The organism is Pseudomaricurvus sp. ABR4_320, from assembly GCF_056159445.1.
In genome coordinates, this window is the sequence record NZ_JBSWVF010000009.1 from 165,130 (window position 1) to 180,644 (window position 15,515).

Below are 15,515 nucleotides of genomic sequence, written 5' to 3' on the forward strand. Positions count from 1 at the left end.
TTCGTGGTTAATTGGCGAAATCGAGGGTCAGCAAAAGCCGTTTGCTGTTTGGGAGCATTGGTGGGGAGCGGTGGATGGCGCCGGCGCCCGCGTTATCGAACCAAGTTTCACCTTTTAGCAGAGCAACGTCTCCTGCACAGAGTTGGGAAATGTCATTTTCGGATTGATAAAGCCCGCTTTGATCATCGGGTAATCCTTGGGAGCCTCGACCGAGTTTGCTGCGGTCAGCTTGTTGATCTGCTAGCCAGTCTGTTGCGACACCTACGTAGGTTGTAATCAGTCGGCAGGGCACGTGATCCACATGAAAGCGAGGGCACATTTGCTGGCTAAGGGTGGATAGCCGCAAGCCGACAGCGTCCAGCTCAAACAAACAGCAGAACATTTCAATTAACAGTTGGATGTCTCCCCGCAGGTAAGGAAATTCTGTGAGGCTGGGGATAAATGCTGTCAAATCTTTTGATTGTTGTAGGGTTAAAATTCGGCGCTCGCTGAGTAAGGCTTTGCTATTTATCAGCGTTTGGCATTCAGAGTTTATGCTTGGAGACAGAGTTCGCTGCCAGACCGTTAGGCAAACGTCGTTTTGATAAATTTCGGAAAACACTTCTGGCGTCTCTCCGAAATGGGCGTCGTTTTTACTGGGCTGTCCTGTAACTTGGGATAGCATCATGCTTCGGATCTCCAGGTGGGGAATGGGTCGGGGAATTCTTCCCATAACTGCGGGCCCGCTGCGAGTTCGGTATCTGAAAGTAAGCAATTGTCCAGCGCTTGAGTAAACCGCTGTTCATCTAACTGCTGGCCAATAAAAACTAATTCCTGACGCATGTCGCCAAAGGGTTCTTGCCAGCTCTTTTGAATAGATTCCAGATACTCTTCATCGCTAGGCCAATTTTCTTTTGGAACGGCTTTCCAGAACATCCCGGCGAAACCATAGTGGGCGATGCCCCCGGCCTGGTTCCATTGCCCGGCAAATTGAGGACGACTTGCCAGCCAGAAATAGCCTTTGGAGCGAATAAGCTTGCCCCCAAAGCCATCACCGTGGAGAAAATCAAAGAATTTCTGGGGGTGGAAAGGACGGCGGGCGGTATAAGTAAAACTGCCGATGCCGTATTCTTCAGTATCGGGAACATGCTCACCGCGCATTTCCTTTAGCCATCCGGGCGCCATTTGTGCTCGTGCGAAATCAAATTTTCCTGTTCCTAAAATACTCTCGATAGCGGTATTCCCGTTGGATATCGGAATGATATCCGCTTGGGTATTTAGGCTTTTCAGCACTGCGATCAAGTTATCCAGGGTTGGTTGATCAACCAAATCTGTTTTACTGATGAGAATGGTGTCGGCGAATTCCACCTGCTCCACGAGCAGATCGGTGACACTACGAGTATCATCTTCGCCGAGACTTTCCCCAGTGTCCTGTAGATAGTCAGCGGTTTCATAATCGGTTAGAAAGTTCGCTGCATCGACAACGGTAACCATGGTGTCGAGGCGGGCGATATCGGAGAGACTTGATCCATCTTCGTCGGTAAAGGTGAAAGTTTCCGCCACCGGCAAGGGTTCGGAGATTCCCGTCGATTCAATCAACAGGTAATCAAATTTGTTTTCAGATGCCAGTCGACGGATCTCCACCAGGAGATCCTCTCGCAGGGTACAGCAGATGCAACCATTACTCATTTCAACGAGCTTTTCTTCACTGCGATTGAGATCAACTGATTGCTGAATTGAGTTGGCGTCTATATTGATTTCGCTCATGTCATTTACGATCACGGCGACTTTGAGCCCTTCGCGATTGTTGAGGACGTGATTAAGTACGGTGGTCTTGCCGGCTCCGAGAAATCCCGAAAGCACGGTAACTGGGAGCGGGCGAATTTGTGTTGTCATAATTTGATCTCTGGGGTTGATCAAGTAGGTACCGTCAGATAACACCGGCAGGTCTTCCATATGGAATGTTATAATATAACATTTTGGGAAGGAACGAAAAGATCCCTAGCAAACCTGTGATGAGCTAGGTTAGTCCACAAATGACTTGTTCGAAGCTTTCCAGAGCTTACCCAGATCACCCGCGACTCAATAGATACTCAAGCGCAAATGATGGGACTTGGAGAAATACAAAAAGAGGCGTAGTTAATTCTTGGTTGGGAGTTTAGGTATCAAATTGCCTCTGAGCAGAATAATTGATCCAGGTTGTTTCTGAAAAGTTGCGAAAATAGTAGCTTCTAGCATGGGCTCTATCCATGCAACCTATATTCATCCAATATAAGGAACGCCCCATTGACACCAAGTTACTGAATCAGAATGAAACAGAGAAGCTTGCCATTTCATGGCAGTCGCTTACAAATTTTTATTCGTAAGCAACTCTGCTGCTAAGGAAGTTGCAGCAGTATTGACGCCGATGACTGGAGCTTTCGAATAGAATTTGTCCAGGTCTGTTGTTACAAGGGCAATCTACTTAAGCAAGACATCGCGCAAATGACTCTCGAATTGAGGTTTCGTTTAGATTCTTGCCAATGAAAACCATGCGATTGACAGGATTTTCCGAGCCCCAGGGAGTGCCTGCCTGACTGCCAAACATCATGTGAACGCCCTGGAAAACAACTCTGCAGTCTTCACCTTTAATGCCAATGACACCTTTCATTCGATAGATGTCCGCGCCCTGAACCTCAAGAAAAACATTCAACCAATTATTAATTTTCTCCAGATCGAACAAACCTGGAATTTCTAATGCGACTGAGGATACCTCACTATCATGTGAATGTTCTGGATTGAAATAATGTTCTGAAACAGGTGTTGCTAAACTGCCGGCAGAAGAAACGAGTTTCATATTGAATTCTTCCGGCGTATGTTCCGTGATAAAAACGATACTTTTAGGTTGATCTATAGAAAAACGGAATTCAAATTCATTTCGGTCCTCGAGTTTTAGGCTGTAATGAGTTTCCGATTCCTCTAATACTTGATTATTTTCGACGTTAAGGGGAGTGCTCGAAAATTTTGTAAAGAGTTTTTCCGCAAGTTGTAGCAGATTCGGTTCTGTTTCAGTTTTGTCAAAGTGCATTAGAATAGACATTTCGGGGTCGGGTCCAGCCGCTAATTGTAAACGATACTCTCCAGTGGCTAGCTCCCAGGCTCCCGCCCATTCAAACGGATATTCAGGTTCTAAAAAGTTGGGTTTGATATCCATTGCACGGGAAATGTTAAAGCCGCCAATATCCAGTAATTCTCTAATAGGGGCTTCTGCCATCGTTGCAGGATAGATATCGGCTAATTGATTAATCGTTAATAGCTGAGATTTTAAGGAATGTAGTTCTTTCTCAGAAACAAGATCAATTTTATTTAAAATAATGCGATCCGCAAAAGCGATTTGCGCTAGCACTTCTTCGGTATTATCAATTAGATGTTGCGAAACATGTTTTGCATCAACCAATGTAATAATACCGTCGAGATCAAAGTGCTGCTGAATCTCGGGGTCAACGAAAAATGTTTGCGCAACAGGACCTGGATCAGCCATTCCTGTTGTTTCAAGAATAACGCGATCGAAGCTATTTTTTCTAGTCGCCAGGTCACTTAAAATACGAATTAAATCGCCTCTTACAGTACAGCATATACAACCGTTGTTCATTTCAAAGATTTCTTCATCGGCATTAATCACTAAGTCTTGATCAATTCCAATTTCACCGAATTCATTTTCTATAACAGCGATACGTATTCCATGTTCTTCAGATAAAATTCGATTCAGTAAGGTAGTCTTTCCACTTCCTAAAAAACCGGTCAACACTGTAACTGGAATTTTATTCGACATAACTAACTCCCAACGTTATTGTTAAAGGTTATTTTTCGATTCCACGGGGTGTTACTAAAGCGCTGTATATCAGGGTCAGATTGTGGCGCATCATGTTTAGATAGGTAGATGCCGGTTGCTCGATTTCGCTTAATGCATCGGAATACAGTCGGCCTCCTATCGCAACTTTCGTTTCAGATGAAATTTGCTTCAGAAGCCTGGGGTCGCTGATGTTCTCTAAAAACATTGCCCTTACATTCTGAGATTTGATCTGATCGATAAGATCCGCAACATCGCGAGCTGTTGGCTCGGTGTCGGTGTTGAAGCCCATTGGAGCGATAAAACGTATACTTAACTCGTTTCCCAAATATCCAAATGCATCGTGGCTCGTAACGACCAAGCGATCTGATTCCTGGATGCCTTTAAGCTTATCGGTAAATTCTTTCTGCAGGCGCTCTATCTTATCGAGTAAAGATTTCTTTCTTAGAATTAATTCGTTTTCGGCATCGGGAATATGTTCGATCAACGCTGTGGTGATATTATTAATATATATTTTTATGTTATCTAAACTTTGCCAAGCGTGTGGATCGACCTCATCATTAAGTAAAAGAGACATGACGCCATTACTTGCTACAATGAGTTCGGCGTTGCTCTGACTATTACCTATCAGGCGAGATATCCAGCCTTCAAAACCTAATCCATTAATGACAAGTAATTCCGCGTTCGCAACGGCAACTGCATCGGAGGGTGTCGGCCGATAGACGTGGGCATCACGATTTCGACCCACTAAGTTTGTAATCTCAACCTGCGGTCCACCAAGTTCTTGCACTAAGTCCTCTAGGATGGAAAAGCTGGTGACCACCTGAATTGTTTGATTTTTCCCATGAACAGCCCCAGTAAACATACTGGAAAGAATGACGAGTATTAGTACGCGGGAAATTTGGTTCATAACTTACGCCTCCATTTGCCGATGACTAGAGGCTTTTAATAAGTATCCACCATGGCGGCCCACGAGCAGAGACAAGAGATAGATTGAGCCAAGGGACATTACGATAGAGGGGCCTGCAGGAAGATCCAGATAGTACGATGCCAGTAAACCAACATAGCATCCGCTAATACCAAAACCCATGGCTAGTAGAAGAATCCGGTCTAACGCTGTAACCCAAAAGCGAGCCGCCGTTGCAGGTAGAACCATAATTCCTATGGCCATTAATGTTCCCAACGCATGAAATCCGGCTACAAGATTGATGACCATCATGCCAAGGAAGCCGAAATGGGAGATTGCACTGGCGACACCAAAACGGCGTAAATATTGAGGATCTACACAATCGATAACAAGCGGTCTGTAAAGTAGCGACAGGCATAGCAGGCTGATGCTACATATACTCGCTAATAGCAATAGGGTTGGTTTGTCTAAAGCTAGAATGTTACCGAAAAGAACGTGAAAGATGTCAAGATTGCTGCGTTTCAAAGAAAGGATTAATACGCCTAGGGCGAGAGAAATTAGATAGAATGCCGCTAAACTGGAATCCTCCTGAAGTTGGGTGTTACGGGCTACCCAGCCTGACATTGCGACCACGAGCAGTCCGGCAATTAATCCACCCAGTGTCATTCCTATAAGTGAAACGCCTGTAGCTAGGTAGGCGAGGGCTGCTCCGGGGAGAATTGCATGGGACATAGCATCGCCTGTCAAACTCATCCGTCGCAGAGTCATGAATACTCCTATCGGTACAGATCCCAAGCATACTGCGAGGCTGCCCACCAATGCTCGTTGCATAAATAAATAATCAGTGAATGGCTGAGTGAACATCATTTTTTGGGGTGGCGGACCATGGTATTGTTTTAGAGAGTGGCTTGTGTAACTGGTATGCAAGGGTGATATTTTCTTCTGTTAGTACGTCTTCTGTTTTGCCATAACTTAGTCCTTTTCGGGCTAGTAACAGCGTAGTAGGAAAAAATTTTCGAATATGCTGAAGGTCATGAGACACCATAATTACTGTCCTCTTTTCTTCATGCCAAGATTGCATAACTAGAGTAAGGTCGGAGATCGTTTTCTCATCGATTGCGTTGAAAGGTTCGTCCAGTAAAATGACGGGCTTATTTTCTACCAGGACACGGGCGAAAAGTGCCCGTTGCAGTTGTCCACCTGACAAGGTGTTAATCATCCTATGTTCGTAGCCCTCTAAACCTAATGCGCTAATTGCGGTGTAGCATCGCTCAAGATGGTTCCTCATTATCGGCCGGAAGGCTCCCAGAGATGACCAGAGTCCTGTTGCAGCTAGCTCCAGTACCGTTAGAGGGAAGGCCTGTTGGATATGTGCGTGCTGTGGCAAGTAGGCGATATTTTCCCGGTTGGGTCCTTCAATGCGGCCCTGGGTAACCGGAATTGTCTTAGCGAGGGCATTAAGCAAGGTTGATTTGCCGGCGCCATTGGGTCCGACGATGGCTAATAACTCACCACAATTAATATTCTGCGTTAGGTTTTGAATCACGACTTGACGAGAATAAGTGATCGTTAGGTTGATCAGCCTAATCGCAACGCTCACGTCACGACTCCATACACGCAAAGCCAAATGAACAGACATAATGCTGTCGCCAATGTGATACGGGCACTGGTGCTCCAATAGAATAACGGTTTTATATCATTCGGGGTTCTCAAATTGAGATCCTTTTTCGCGTTCTTTCCAGAGAAATTTTTGTCAGAAGCAGAAGGCCAAACGCTTATCTCCTGCTTCCCAACATCATCAAGTCGCTCCGTCGACAACAAAATGATACGGGCCGAGTCTAGCCCTTTTAGAGTATAGATATGTTATAACATAACATATTGCTACTTGAAAACTGTATTGAAGAACGAATTAAGGGTATGGGTGTAGAGACCTATACCGTCTACCGAGCGGGCGAAAATTACCAGGCGAGTCGCTGACAGATATTTACCATCCCTTGTATCTGTCGGCGAAACCTTGGTTACCTTAAGTTTTTCTCCGCGAAATAGGCTAAATTTGGTCCAGTCGGAACAATCCCAGTCGGGTTAATCGCTTTGATGCTGTAGTAGCCCGCTTTGATGTGGTCGGGTCGCACACTGTTGGCAAAAGCGGGAATGCGTAACATCCGTTGCAAATACGCTAATACGTGTTGGTAGTGGCTCAGCGGATGCAGGTTACATTTAAACGCGCCATAGTAGGCCAGATCAAACCGAACCAGGGTGACAAAGACACGAATATCGGCCTCGGTTAATTGATTGCCAGCCAGCCATTGTCGCTCGCGTAATCGCGATTCCAGCCAGTCTAACGATTCAAAGACGTCGTTGACGGCTTCTTCATAGGCGGTTTGTGTGGTGGCAAAGCCTGCGCGATAAACCCCATTATTAAAGCGTTCATAAAGTCGATCATTGATGTCGTCTATGTCGTGGGCTAACGCTGTCGGGTAGAGGTCGTGTTCGTTACTGGCGAGGTCGCCAAAGCCTGAATTCAGAAGTCTGACAATATCGGCAGATTCATTATTGACGATCGTCTGCTGTTGTTTGTCCCAAAGAATGGGAACGGTTGCCCGTCCGCTGTAGTGGGGATCTGCTTGAGTGTACAGCTGATGGGCAAACTGCCGGTCGCCAAGCTGATCACCGGTTGCGCCGGGAAAGTCTGTACGAAACGTCCAGCCCTGGTTGGATAAGACAGGGTGTACGAAGTCGATAGTGATGTGGTCCTGTAAACCTTTTAAGTAGAGCGCAATTAAAGTGCGACTGGCCCAGGGGCAAATATAGGCCAGATAGAGATGGTAGCGTCCTGAGTCCGGGGTAAATCCATTGGCGCTCTTCTCATGAATCTGGTGACGAAAGCCAGACTGCTGGCGAAGGAAACGACCTTCGCCATCGCTCGCTTGGACCGGTTGCCAATTTTCTTTCCATTCGCCGTTGATCAACATGGTTTTTCCTCCTTCACGAGTCTTTTGTAAATTGCCGTGCGCTTAGAGTGCGACGGCTTCGATGGCAATGTTGAGAGTGATTTCGTCGCCGACAGCCGGCGCGTATAAGCCCAGCTCAAAGTCGGAGCGTTTAATGATTGCGCTGGCATCGGCGCCAATAGCGGGCTTTTTCGCCATGGGGTTTTCGGCAGTGTGGAAGCGAGTAATGTCCATGGTGACAGGCTTGGTAATGCCTTTGATGGTGAGTTCCCCGGACATCGACGTAGGTACGCCGTCTTCAAAGTTTACTCGCGTCGAAGTAAAGCGCGCCGTCGGATAGCGCTCAGCGTTAAAGAAGTCGGTGCTCATCAAGTGTTCGTTGAGTTTTTCTGAGCCGGTGTCGACGGAATCAATACCGATAGTGATGTCGATGTTGGCGATCTCTTTGTCGGCATCCAGTGACACGGTTCCCTCGGTTTTGTTGAAACGGGACTGCTGTGTACTGAAGCCAAAGTGGCTGTATGAAAAGCGAGGAAACGTATGCGCGTCGTCCACCGTGTACACCACGGGAGATGCCAGAGCGGGAATGGACAAACTGCTGGCCAGTAAGAAGGTGGCAAGTGTGGTTTTCATAATAAAATTCCTAAGTTGATTTATGGGTTCAAGCCGCTGCTTGACCTTGATTCCCATAGTATTGGTTTGAATAGCATGGATAAATGGCGTTTCAATTGATATATTGTTACGTAAAACGTAACAATAGGTGTGTATGGATCGCTTTCGAGAAATCACCGCGTTTAAAGCCGTGGTTGAGCAGGGTAGTTTTGTTGCCGCAGGAGATGCCTTGAGGTTGTCCAAGGCGGCGGTTTCCCGTGCTGTGCAAGAGTTGGAAGATCGCCTCGGCGCCAGGCTGCTGCACAGAACCACGCGGCGTTTGTCGCTGACCGAAGCCGGTCAGGCGTATTACGACCGCAGCTGTGACATTCTTGCGAGCTTGGAGGAGGCGGATAGCGCGGTTGGATCCGTTACCGGCCAGGCGCTTGGCAAGCTTAGAATTAATGCCCCAGTGTCTTTTGGCATCAATCATCTCGCCGGATTATGGGGGCAATTTAGTCAGCAGTATCCTGAGGTCAATTTGGATATCGATCTATCGGATCGCTTTGTGGATGTGGTGGAGGAGGGCTTTGATGCCGTGATTCGAATTGGTGATCTCACCGATTCGTCTTTGGTGCAGCGTCGTTTGGCGGGCACGCAATTGGTCACCTGCGCGAGCCCCGCGTATCTAAAGGCTCATGGAAAACCCAGCTCACCGGAGGCGCTACCCAAGCATTCTCTGATTGGCTATCAATTCAGTTTGTCCCGGGATATCTGGCGTTATGAGGCGGCGGGAAGATCCATTGATATTCCGACTCAGCCGACGTTCCGCACCAACAATGGCGATACCTGCAGGGCGCTGGCATTAGCCGGACGTGGCATTATTCAACAGCCGGATTTTTTGCTGCATCACGATCTTGCGAATGGGGATTTGATACCGCTGTTTCCTCACCTGCAGGAGAGAGTCATCGGTATTTATCTGGTGTTTCCTTCCCGCCGCTTTCTCAGTGTCAAAGTGCGTGGATTGGTGGACTTTTTGGTGGAGGCGTTTCGGAAGCCGCCGTGGGAAAACAGTCAAACGGTTACATGAGTGACTTCTCACGAGAATGTATTGCTCGATAAATACTGAGAAGACACACGTTTGCTTCAAAGCAGCCGTGTGTCTCTTTTGACTTGACCTTTCGTTAAAACTAACGATAGGTTAACGCGTTATTATTGACGCTCACTTAAAAATGATAATCCACTCTGATCAGATAGCTGCCGGAGATCCCCTCTAGATTGAGGTCCCATTTCTCATTCAGCTGATACTTGGCGCCCGCACCAAAGTAAAGATCAAATTCGTTTTCTCCCTCATGATGATAATCAATCGGGTTGTCAGTGTTGTAGGTTTCGTGAGTGTAGTAGCCATCATCAAAATCGTATCCCGCACCAGCTTCCAGGTAAACGCTAAATTTTTCAGTGAGCGGAAAGAGGTAAATACCTTTCAGTACGAGATTATCTACATCGTCTTTTCGATCGGTATAGCCATACTGACTTATGGAGGTTTCTCGTTGGGCTTCATCTTCAATGTATGAGGCTTCTATCGAAAACCGATCGTTTATTTCATAACCCAGATTGATTGAAAACGAAGAGAGATAGTTTGAATCGCTGAATTCTTCTAGGTCATGAAAACCTGCACCTATCCCCACGTATGGATCCGCACTGGCATGAATCGCCCCCAACGCCAGTAAGCTTCCAAAGGTTAATCGATTAAGTTCTGACATTGTATTACTCCTTGTTTGTACCACCCGTTAAAAATCAAAAGTCAGAAGCGCCCAGGCAACCGCCGGCAAAGGTTTGGTGTTTCGTTGTTGTTCGTTTTTGTGTTTTTGGATTCTGGTCGAGATGCTGTGAATAAAAACCTCGATTAAGGTGGACCCTGGATAGGCTTTGGATCGACGGGTATAACGCCTGCCATTGAGATGGCGATCTGGAATGATCTGAAGTCGTTCAAGCGCATGCTGTCCTTTCCAATGCACGTATTGTTATAACTAACCTGTCCTTTTATAACAGTACTAATAGTACCCACGAAAATTAGAAGGGCTTTATCTTTCTGCGCCAAACTCTTGTCTGCTCATAAGAGTGGTGATTTTGTGCCGGTTGGTAGGGTGGTGTGCTGGGGCGAGTCACGTTTGAATGTGTTGCAAATTGGTGCGGCAATATAAAAAAGCCTAAGGATGGTGCGAATTTGAGAGGCGGAATTCTGAAGCTTTCTCGTTAAGGTGTTGAAAGTTAGTGACATTTCTCCATGGCATTCATCTTGCCTAATAGTGATAGTTCGCAATACGAATATATGTTCACAAAATGAGCGAGCGGATTATTCCGGATATTGATCTCCGGACTTGGTGGAAAACCTGTTCAAGTTATGTACTGGGAGTCTAAATGAGAAGTTTCAGGAAGAGCAGACACGTTATGTTCGATTCAGCCGCACTTCGTGCTCCGTTGGCACTGGCTGTTGCGCTGGCTGGCACCACGACGGTCAAAGCAGCTCAGATCGAGGAGGTTGTGGTTACTGCATCGCACCGTCAACAGTCGGTTCAGGACATTCCATACAACATTACCGCGATGACGTCCGCGGATTTGGAAAACGCCGGTATTACCGATATTGCCAAACTGGCTCAGCAAGTGCCCGGCATGGTTTGGAATGATATGGGCGCGCGCTCAAACGGTGTTAATAATCCGATCGTACTGAGGGGGCTCAATGGAACCTCAGCCGGTTCGAACAGCAAGTCTCCTGGCGCAGGGGATCAAACGGTTTCCGTTTATCTCAACGAAACACCGCTCTACGCCAACCTTCGGTTAAAAGATATTGAACGGGTAGAGGTTTTACGTGGTCCTCAGGGAACACTTTACGGCGCTGGCTCTGTGGGGGGAACCGTACGGTTTATCTATAAAAAGCCTGAGTTCGATGAATTCTACGGCAGCATCGATACCAAAATTGGTCAATCTAAAGATGCTGACGATATGGACTATGCCGCAGATGGTGTTGCGAATATTCCATTAACGGAGACCTTAGCTCTGCGGGTAGGTGCGGGTTATGAATATAACGCCGGTGTGATCGACGCCACCAATCTGATGCAGATGGATGAAAACGGGGCGCCGGTTCTCGCAGATCCGACGGATTATTTTGGTAGCGACGCGCTTTATTACGGTGAGAAAGATGTCGATGAATCCGATGTGTATTACGTGCGCGGATCTCTGTTGTGGGAACCAACGGACTCCGTTTCTGTATTGTTAAGTGCTCACGTGCAGGAAGATTCCGCGGAGGATTTCAGTGGCCAGAGTCTGAACGGGAATGAACGTGAACATACCCGGTTTGGCAAGTCTCCCATTGATATCAAGAATAACGTTTATTCTGCAGAGGTATCGGTAGATTTAGGTTTCGCTACACTGACGTCTGCCAGTTCTTACACTGACACAGAAATGGTCAGTGATACCGATAATACCAACTACGGAATTGGTGCCGCCGCGTGGTACGCGGGTAACCCTCGCCCGAGTTACAAAGACGGTATTGATTACGATACCGATCGTTTCACTCAGGAGTTTCGTTTAGCGTCCAATAGCGAAGGTGGTCTGTTTGATTGGGTGGTGGGCGCTTATTATTCTGACTACCAACAGAAATCCCACATCGAAAGTGAATTTGCCGGTTGGGCAGAGCTCGCCAATACGCCAGGGCATCCAACCGCTGTTGCTGAGCTGGGCGATCCCAATGCAACCTGGGCACAATATTACCAGACACTCTATCCGGACGCCGTGTTTAACGATGATATTGTCTACTACCTAGACAAAGACATTACCTATGAAAACACGTCCATTTTCGGCGAGTTAACCACGCATCTGACCGATGCTTGGCAGGTGACCTTAGGGGCTCGCGCTTTCTGGGTCGAAAACGACCGAGTATCTGATCAGAGTGTTCCCTTCGGTGGTGTTGCGTTTGATTTCTACGCCCAAAATACCGACGAAGACAACGATATGATCTTCAAGCTGAATACGTCTTACGACATCAGCGATTCGACAATGGTGTATTTCACCTGGGCAGAGGGTTATCGGCAGGGTGGCAGCAATGCGATTCCCGTGACCGGACCGTTCGGCGCGCCAGAGGAATTCGTTCCTTATGATCCCGATTACGCGACCAATTGGGAAGTCGGCGCGAAAGGGCAGATCAGTGATAAATTCAGTTATGTTGCTGCCCTATATTACATCGATTGGGAGAGCATTCAGGTTCAAGTACCCGCTCCGGCGTCGGGTATTCCCACCATTGCCAATGGTGGTGATGCCGTTTCACAGGGCATGGAGTTGGAGTTAAAGGCCTATTTAACCGACAACTTTGATGCGGTATTGGGATATACCTATACCGATGCCGAATTGACCGAAGACAGTTTGATTCGCTCTGGCTTTAACGGCTATGACGGTGACAAGCTTCCCGGCGTCCCCGAGCATTCTGTGACTCTCTCGATGAACTATGTGCAGCCCTTGGATATGGGTGAAATCCGTTGGCACCTCGATGGCTCCTATCGTTCAGAGACGCAAACTGCCTTGAATTCCGAGGCCCGTAATTATTGGGAAGTGGACGGGTTCGATATGTGGAACGCGTCGGTGACGTGGAATTATGACCGCTATCGTGTCGGGGCTTTTGTCGACAATATTACCGATGAGCTGGGCGTGACCTCTGTGGATCTTTCCAGCGAGACGACGCCGCCCAGTCGCCCGGGAAGTTTGATGTATGTGCAGGATCCCCGCACGATTGGTCTGACCTTTGGTTTGACGTTCTAGCGCCGTATGGCGTGATGATGCGTGTCCTTCTTACCCGCAACGCGCCATGGGCAGTTGCGGGTAAACTCTTCTCATCGTCCGGAGATACGTGTGCTCGCGAATCAGGAAACCCGAACGTCGGCCGGGGACACTTCGGCGGCAAAAAGCCATGTCGATTCCTCCTATGCCTGGTATGTGCTGGCACTGTTGTGTGTGGCTTATTCTCTCAATTGGATCGACCGCTATCTGTTTGTGGTGTCCATGGAATCCATCAAGCGTGATCTCGAGCTTTCAGATACTGCGCTGGGATTATTGAGTGGTGTTGCCTTTTCTCTCGTTTATTCTCTCGCAGGCCTGGTAACCGCACGCATAGCGGACGCGCGCGGACGCCGTAATCTTCTGGCCGGAGGCATTGCTCTATGGAGCGCGATGACCGCCGTCTGCGGAGCCTCGTTTAATTTCGTGCAATTGTTTTTCGCGCGTATGGGGGTGGGGATTGGCGAGTCTGCTTGCAGTCCCGCCGCCCATTCCCTGATCTCTGATTATTTTACGCAACGGCATCGCGCAACGGCCATTGCCATCTACGGCCTGGGACTCTACGTGGGGCTGACGACGGGGCTCTGGTTTGGTGGCTGGATCATCGAAGCCTACAGCTGGCGTGTCGCGTTTCTTGCGGCGGGAATACCTGGCGTATTCTTTGCGGTTGTTTTCTGGTTGACCGTAAAAGAGCCTGTGCGAGGCAGTGCGGATCTCGCCGCGACCGATCGCCAACATTATTCGGTGTTGGCGGTATTGCGCTACATGATGTCCAATCGGACCTTCGTCTGCTACGTGCTGGGATCCGGCCTGTTTGTTCTCGGCGGCAATTGCCTCGATAGCTGGGCGGCGGTCTTTCTGATGCGTATCCACGGGCTCGACAGCGCTCAGGCGGGTGCGACCATTGGCGCGATGGGCGGTATCGCGGGAATGATCGGCACGATGGTGTTTGCCCTTCTGGCAGATCGGCTTTCCGGAAGGGACATCCGCTGGTATCTGTGGATCTCCGCCATTGGCGGTACTTTGTGTGTACCGGCCTCTCTGATCTTTTGGTTCAGTGATGGCTGGCTGCAGATGGTAAGTTACTTTATCGGTATTTTAATGGGCGCCTCCTATATGGCGCCGACTATTGCAATCACGCAACGACTGGTGCCTGTGCGAATGCGTGCTGTGTCGTCGGCGGTAATTTTACTGAGTTATAACATCGTCGGGCTGGGATTGGGTAATCTGCTTGTCGGCGGTATCAGCGATTTACTGGTGCCCGTGTATGGGCAGGAATCCCTGCGTTATTCTTTGGCCCTTGTCACGCTGGCTGCGCTGGCAGGGCTGGTGTTAACACTCTACGCCACCGCGCGTATGCCCAAAGATTTTGCCAACCAGATTTTTAATGGAACATCAAAAGCATGACCACTGAAACGGTTTTTACCCCAGAACGATTACGCGAACTTCTGGTTTGCGATATGACGTTTCCTCAGGCGCCTTGTGGCGTTTTGTATACCCCGGATTTCGAGGGCGCAATGCAGAAGCGTCGCGAGAGCGGTTGTCGGTTTACGTCGTTAACTCTGGCCAGCGATGAACCCAGTATTGAAATGACAATTACCGCCGTGGCGGGCGCGCGGGATTATTTCCTATCGCAGCCGGATGACTATATTCTGGTGAATTCTGTGGCCGATCTGGATCGTGCGATGGTGGAAGACAAACTGGCCATCAACTTTCATTTTCAGGGGACGAACGGATTGCAGGGCAATACGGACTTCGTGGAGTTGTATCGGACGCTGGGTGTCGGGCATATGTTGCTGGCCTACAACACGCGCGGTTTTGCTGGCGATGGCTGTCATGAAGAAAGCAACGGTGGCCTGAGTCGCTTCGGGCGTACACTGGTCGAATCGATGAATCGGGCGCGGATGATTGTCGACGTGACCCACTGCAGCCTGCAGACGTCTCTGGACGCCATGGAAGTTTCTACAGCACCGGTTATTTTTTCCCACTCCAATTCGAAATCTGTGTGGGGGCATGACCGTAATATCACGGATGATCAGATCCGGCTGTGTGCACAGACCGGTGGGGTGATTGGTGTGAATGGTGTGGGATTGTTTCTCAGTGAAGCCAGATACGATGCCTCCGCGGAAATCATTGCCACCCACGCGGATTACATGGCGGAGTTGGTCGGGCCTGAACATGTTGGGATCGGCATGGATTCTGTACACCACATGGATTATTTTCTGGATAATTTTGCCCGGGCGAATCGCAAGCGGTATCCCACGGGTGGATATCTGCAATCACGCACGCCCAGTTTTGCCGGCCCGGAGATTATTCACGAGATCGCCAATGTGCTGTTGAAAAAAGGGTGGCAGCAGCAAGATGTACTGGGTTTTCTCGGATTGAACTGGCGCCGGGTTATGGCGCAGGTGTGGGGGTAACAGGTTCAGGC

13 protein-coding genes are annotated in these 15,515 nt (G+C 48.5%); 4 read left to right on the top strand and 9 right to left on the bottom strand.

The genetic code is table 11. The annotated features are described in order from the left end of the window. Positions 1 to 7: 7 nt before the first annotated feature. The 8 genes from ACXAFR_RS18275 to ACXAFR_RS18310 form a co-directional block, all read right to left on the bottom strand. Positions 8 to 667 carry a DUF1826 domain-containing protein gene (locus ACXAFR_RS18275; protein ID WP_475179324.1) on the bottom strand — a complete coding sequence of 220 codons (660 nt, stop codon included), beginning with the start codon at positions 665 to 667 and terminating at the stop codon, positions 8 to 10. Continuing rightward, positions 664 to 1,875 (bottom strand): zinc metallochaperone GTPase ZigA, encoded by a 1,212-nt coding sequence (zigA, locus tag ACXAFR_RS18280; protein WP_475179326.1) that lies wholly within the window; start codon positions 1,873 to 1,875, stop codon positions 664 to 666. Before zigA ends, ACXAFR_RS18275 begins: the two co-directional genes overlap by 4 nt. Before the next feature lie 568 nt (positions 1,876 to 2,443). Then, positions 2,444 to 3,790, bottom strand: a complete 1,347-nt coding sequence (locus ACXAFR_RS18285) for a CobW family GTP-binding protein (protein ID WP_475179327.1) — start codon at positions 3,788 to 3,790, stop codon at positions 2,444 to 2,446. A gap of 28 nt (positions 3,791 to 3,818) precedes the next feature. After that, positions 3,819 to 4,718, bottom strand: coding sequence for a metal ABC transporter solute-binding protein, Zn/Mn family (locus ACXAFR_RS18290; RefSeq protein WP_475179329.1), 900 nt, complete (start codon positions 4,716 to 4,718; stop codon positions 3,819 to 3,821). Between the two features lie 3 nt (positions 4,719 to 4,721). Continuing rightward, positions 4,722 to 5,582 carry a metal ABC transporter permease gene (locus ACXAFR_RS18295; RefSeq protein ID WP_475179331.1) on the bottom strand — a complete coding sequence of 287 codons (861 nt, stop codon included), beginning with the start codon at positions 5,580 to 5,582 and terminating at the stop codon, positions 4,722 to 4,724. Then, entirely contained in the window at positions 5,557 to 6,354 is a 798-nt protein-coding gene (locus ACXAFR_RS18300) for a metal ABC transporter ATP-binding protein (RefSeq protein ID WP_475179332.1), read from the bottom strand. Before ACXAFR_RS18300 ends, ACXAFR_RS18295 begins: the two co-directional genes overlap by 26 nt. Before the next feature lie 379 nt (positions 6,355 to 6,733). Beyond that, the gene (locus ACXAFR_RS18305) at positions 6,734 to 7,687 is read right to left on the bottom strand and encodes a glutathione S-transferase family protein (protein WP_475179334.1); all 954 of its coding nucleotides are present in this window, start codon (positions 7,685 to 7,687) and stop codon (positions 6,734 to 6,736) included. A 42-nt stretch (positions 7,688 to 7,729) separates the two neighbouring features. Beyond that, positions 7,730 to 8,299 (bottom strand): YceI family protein, encoded by a 570-nt coding sequence (locus ACXAFR_RS18310; RefSeq protein WP_475179336.1) that lies wholly within the window; start codon positions 8,297 to 8,299, stop codon positions 7,730 to 7,732. Positions 8,300 to 8,432: 133 nt separating this feature from the next. On the opposite strand from ACXAFR_RS18310, the gene ACXAFR_RS18315 reads away from it, so the two are divergent. Next, positions 8,433 to 9,347 (top strand): LysR family transcriptional regulator, encoded by a 915-nt coding sequence (locus ACXAFR_RS18315; protein ID WP_475179338.1) that lies wholly within the window; start codon positions 8,433 to 8,435, stop codon positions 9,345 to 9,347. A gap of 136 nt (positions 9,348 to 9,483) precedes the next feature. Here the strand turns inward: ACXAFR_RS18315 and ACXAFR_RS18320 are convergent, their stop codons facing one another. After that, positions 9,484 to 10,020, bottom strand: coding sequence for an outer membrane beta-barrel protein (locus ACXAFR_RS18320; protein ID WP_475179341.1), 537 nt, complete (start codon positions 10,018 to 10,020; stop codon positions 9,484 to 9,486). A gap of 688 nt (positions 10,021 to 10,708) precedes the next feature. Here ACXAFR_RS18320 and ACXAFR_RS18325 point away from each other — a divergent pair. From ACXAFR_RS18325 to ACXAFR_RS18335, 3 genes are read left to right on the top strand one after another with little or no spacing between them, the layout of a single operon-like run. Further along, positions 10,709 to 13,069: a TonB-dependent receptor gene (locus ACXAFR_RS18325; protein WP_475179343.1), complete on the top strand. Its 2,361-nt coding sequence runs from the start codon at positions 10,709 to 10,711 to the stop codon at positions 13,067 to 13,069. A 21-nt stretch (positions 13,070 to 13,090) separates the two neighbouring features. Further along, entirely contained in the window at positions 13,091 to 14,491 is a 1,401-nt protein-coding gene (locus ACXAFR_RS18330; protein WP_475179345.1) for a spinster family MFS transporter, read from the top strand. Beyond that, positions 14,488 to 15,504, top strand: coding sequence for a dipeptidase (locus tag ACXAFR_RS18335; protein WP_475179346.1), 1,017 nt, complete (start codon positions 14,488 to 14,490; stop codon positions 15,502 to 15,504). The genes ACXAFR_RS18330 and ACXAFR_RS18335 overlap by 4 nt, the downstream gene beginning before the upstream one ends. Positions 15,505 to 15,515: the final 11 nt, after the last annotated feature.

Bases quoted from the DNA above. Each gene is read 5' to 3' on its own strand.
- ACXAFR_RS18320 (WP_475179341.1), bottom strand. From the start codon at position 10,020: ATGTCAGAACTTAATCGATTAACCTTTGGAAGCTTACTGGCGTTGGGG.
- ACXAFR_RS18300 (WP_475179332.1), bottom strand. From the start codon at position 6,354: ATGTCTGTTCATTTGGCTTTGCGTGTATGGAGTCGTGACGTGAGCGTT.
- ACXAFR_RS18335 (WP_475179346.1), top strand. From the start codon at position 14,488: ATGACCACTGAAACGGTTTTTACCCCAGAACGATTACGCGAACTTCTG.
- zigA (WP_475179326.1), bottom strand. From the start codon at position 1,875: ATGACAACACAAATTCGCCCGCTCCCAGTTACCGTGCTTTCGGGATTT.
- ACXAFR_RS18285 (WP_475179327.1), bottom strand. From the start codon at position 3,790: ATGTCGAATAAAATTCCAGTTACAGTGTTGACCGGTTTTTTAGGAAGT.
- ACXAFR_RS18290 (WP_475179329.1), bottom strand. From the start codon at position 4,718: ATGAACCAAATTTCCCGCGTACTAATACTCGTCATTCTTTCCAGTATG.
- ACXAFR_RS18310 (WP_475179336.1), bottom strand. From the start codon at position 8,299: ATGAAAACCACACTTGCCACCTTCTTACTGGCCAGCAGTTTGTCCATT.
- ACXAFR_RS18315 (WP_475179338.1), top strand. From the start codon at position 8,433: ATGGATCGCTTTCGAGAAATCACCGCGTTTAAAGCCGTGGTTGAGCAG.
- ACXAFR_RS18305 (WP_475179334.1), bottom strand. From the start codon at position 7,687: ATGTTGATCAACGGCGAATGGAAAGAAAATTGGCAACCGGTCCAAGCG.
- ACXAFR_RS18325 (WP_475179343.1), top strand. From the start codon at position 10,709: ATGTTCGATTCAGCCGCACTTCGTGCTCCGTTGGCACTGGCTGTTGCG.
- ACXAFR_RS18295 (WP_475179331.1), bottom strand. From the start codon at position 5,582: ATGATGTTCACTCAGCCATTCACTGATTATTTATTTATGCAACGAGCA.
- ACXAFR_RS18275 (WP_475179324.1), bottom strand. From the start codon at position 667: ATGATGCTATCCCAAGTTACAGGACAGCCCAGTAAAAACGACGCCCAT.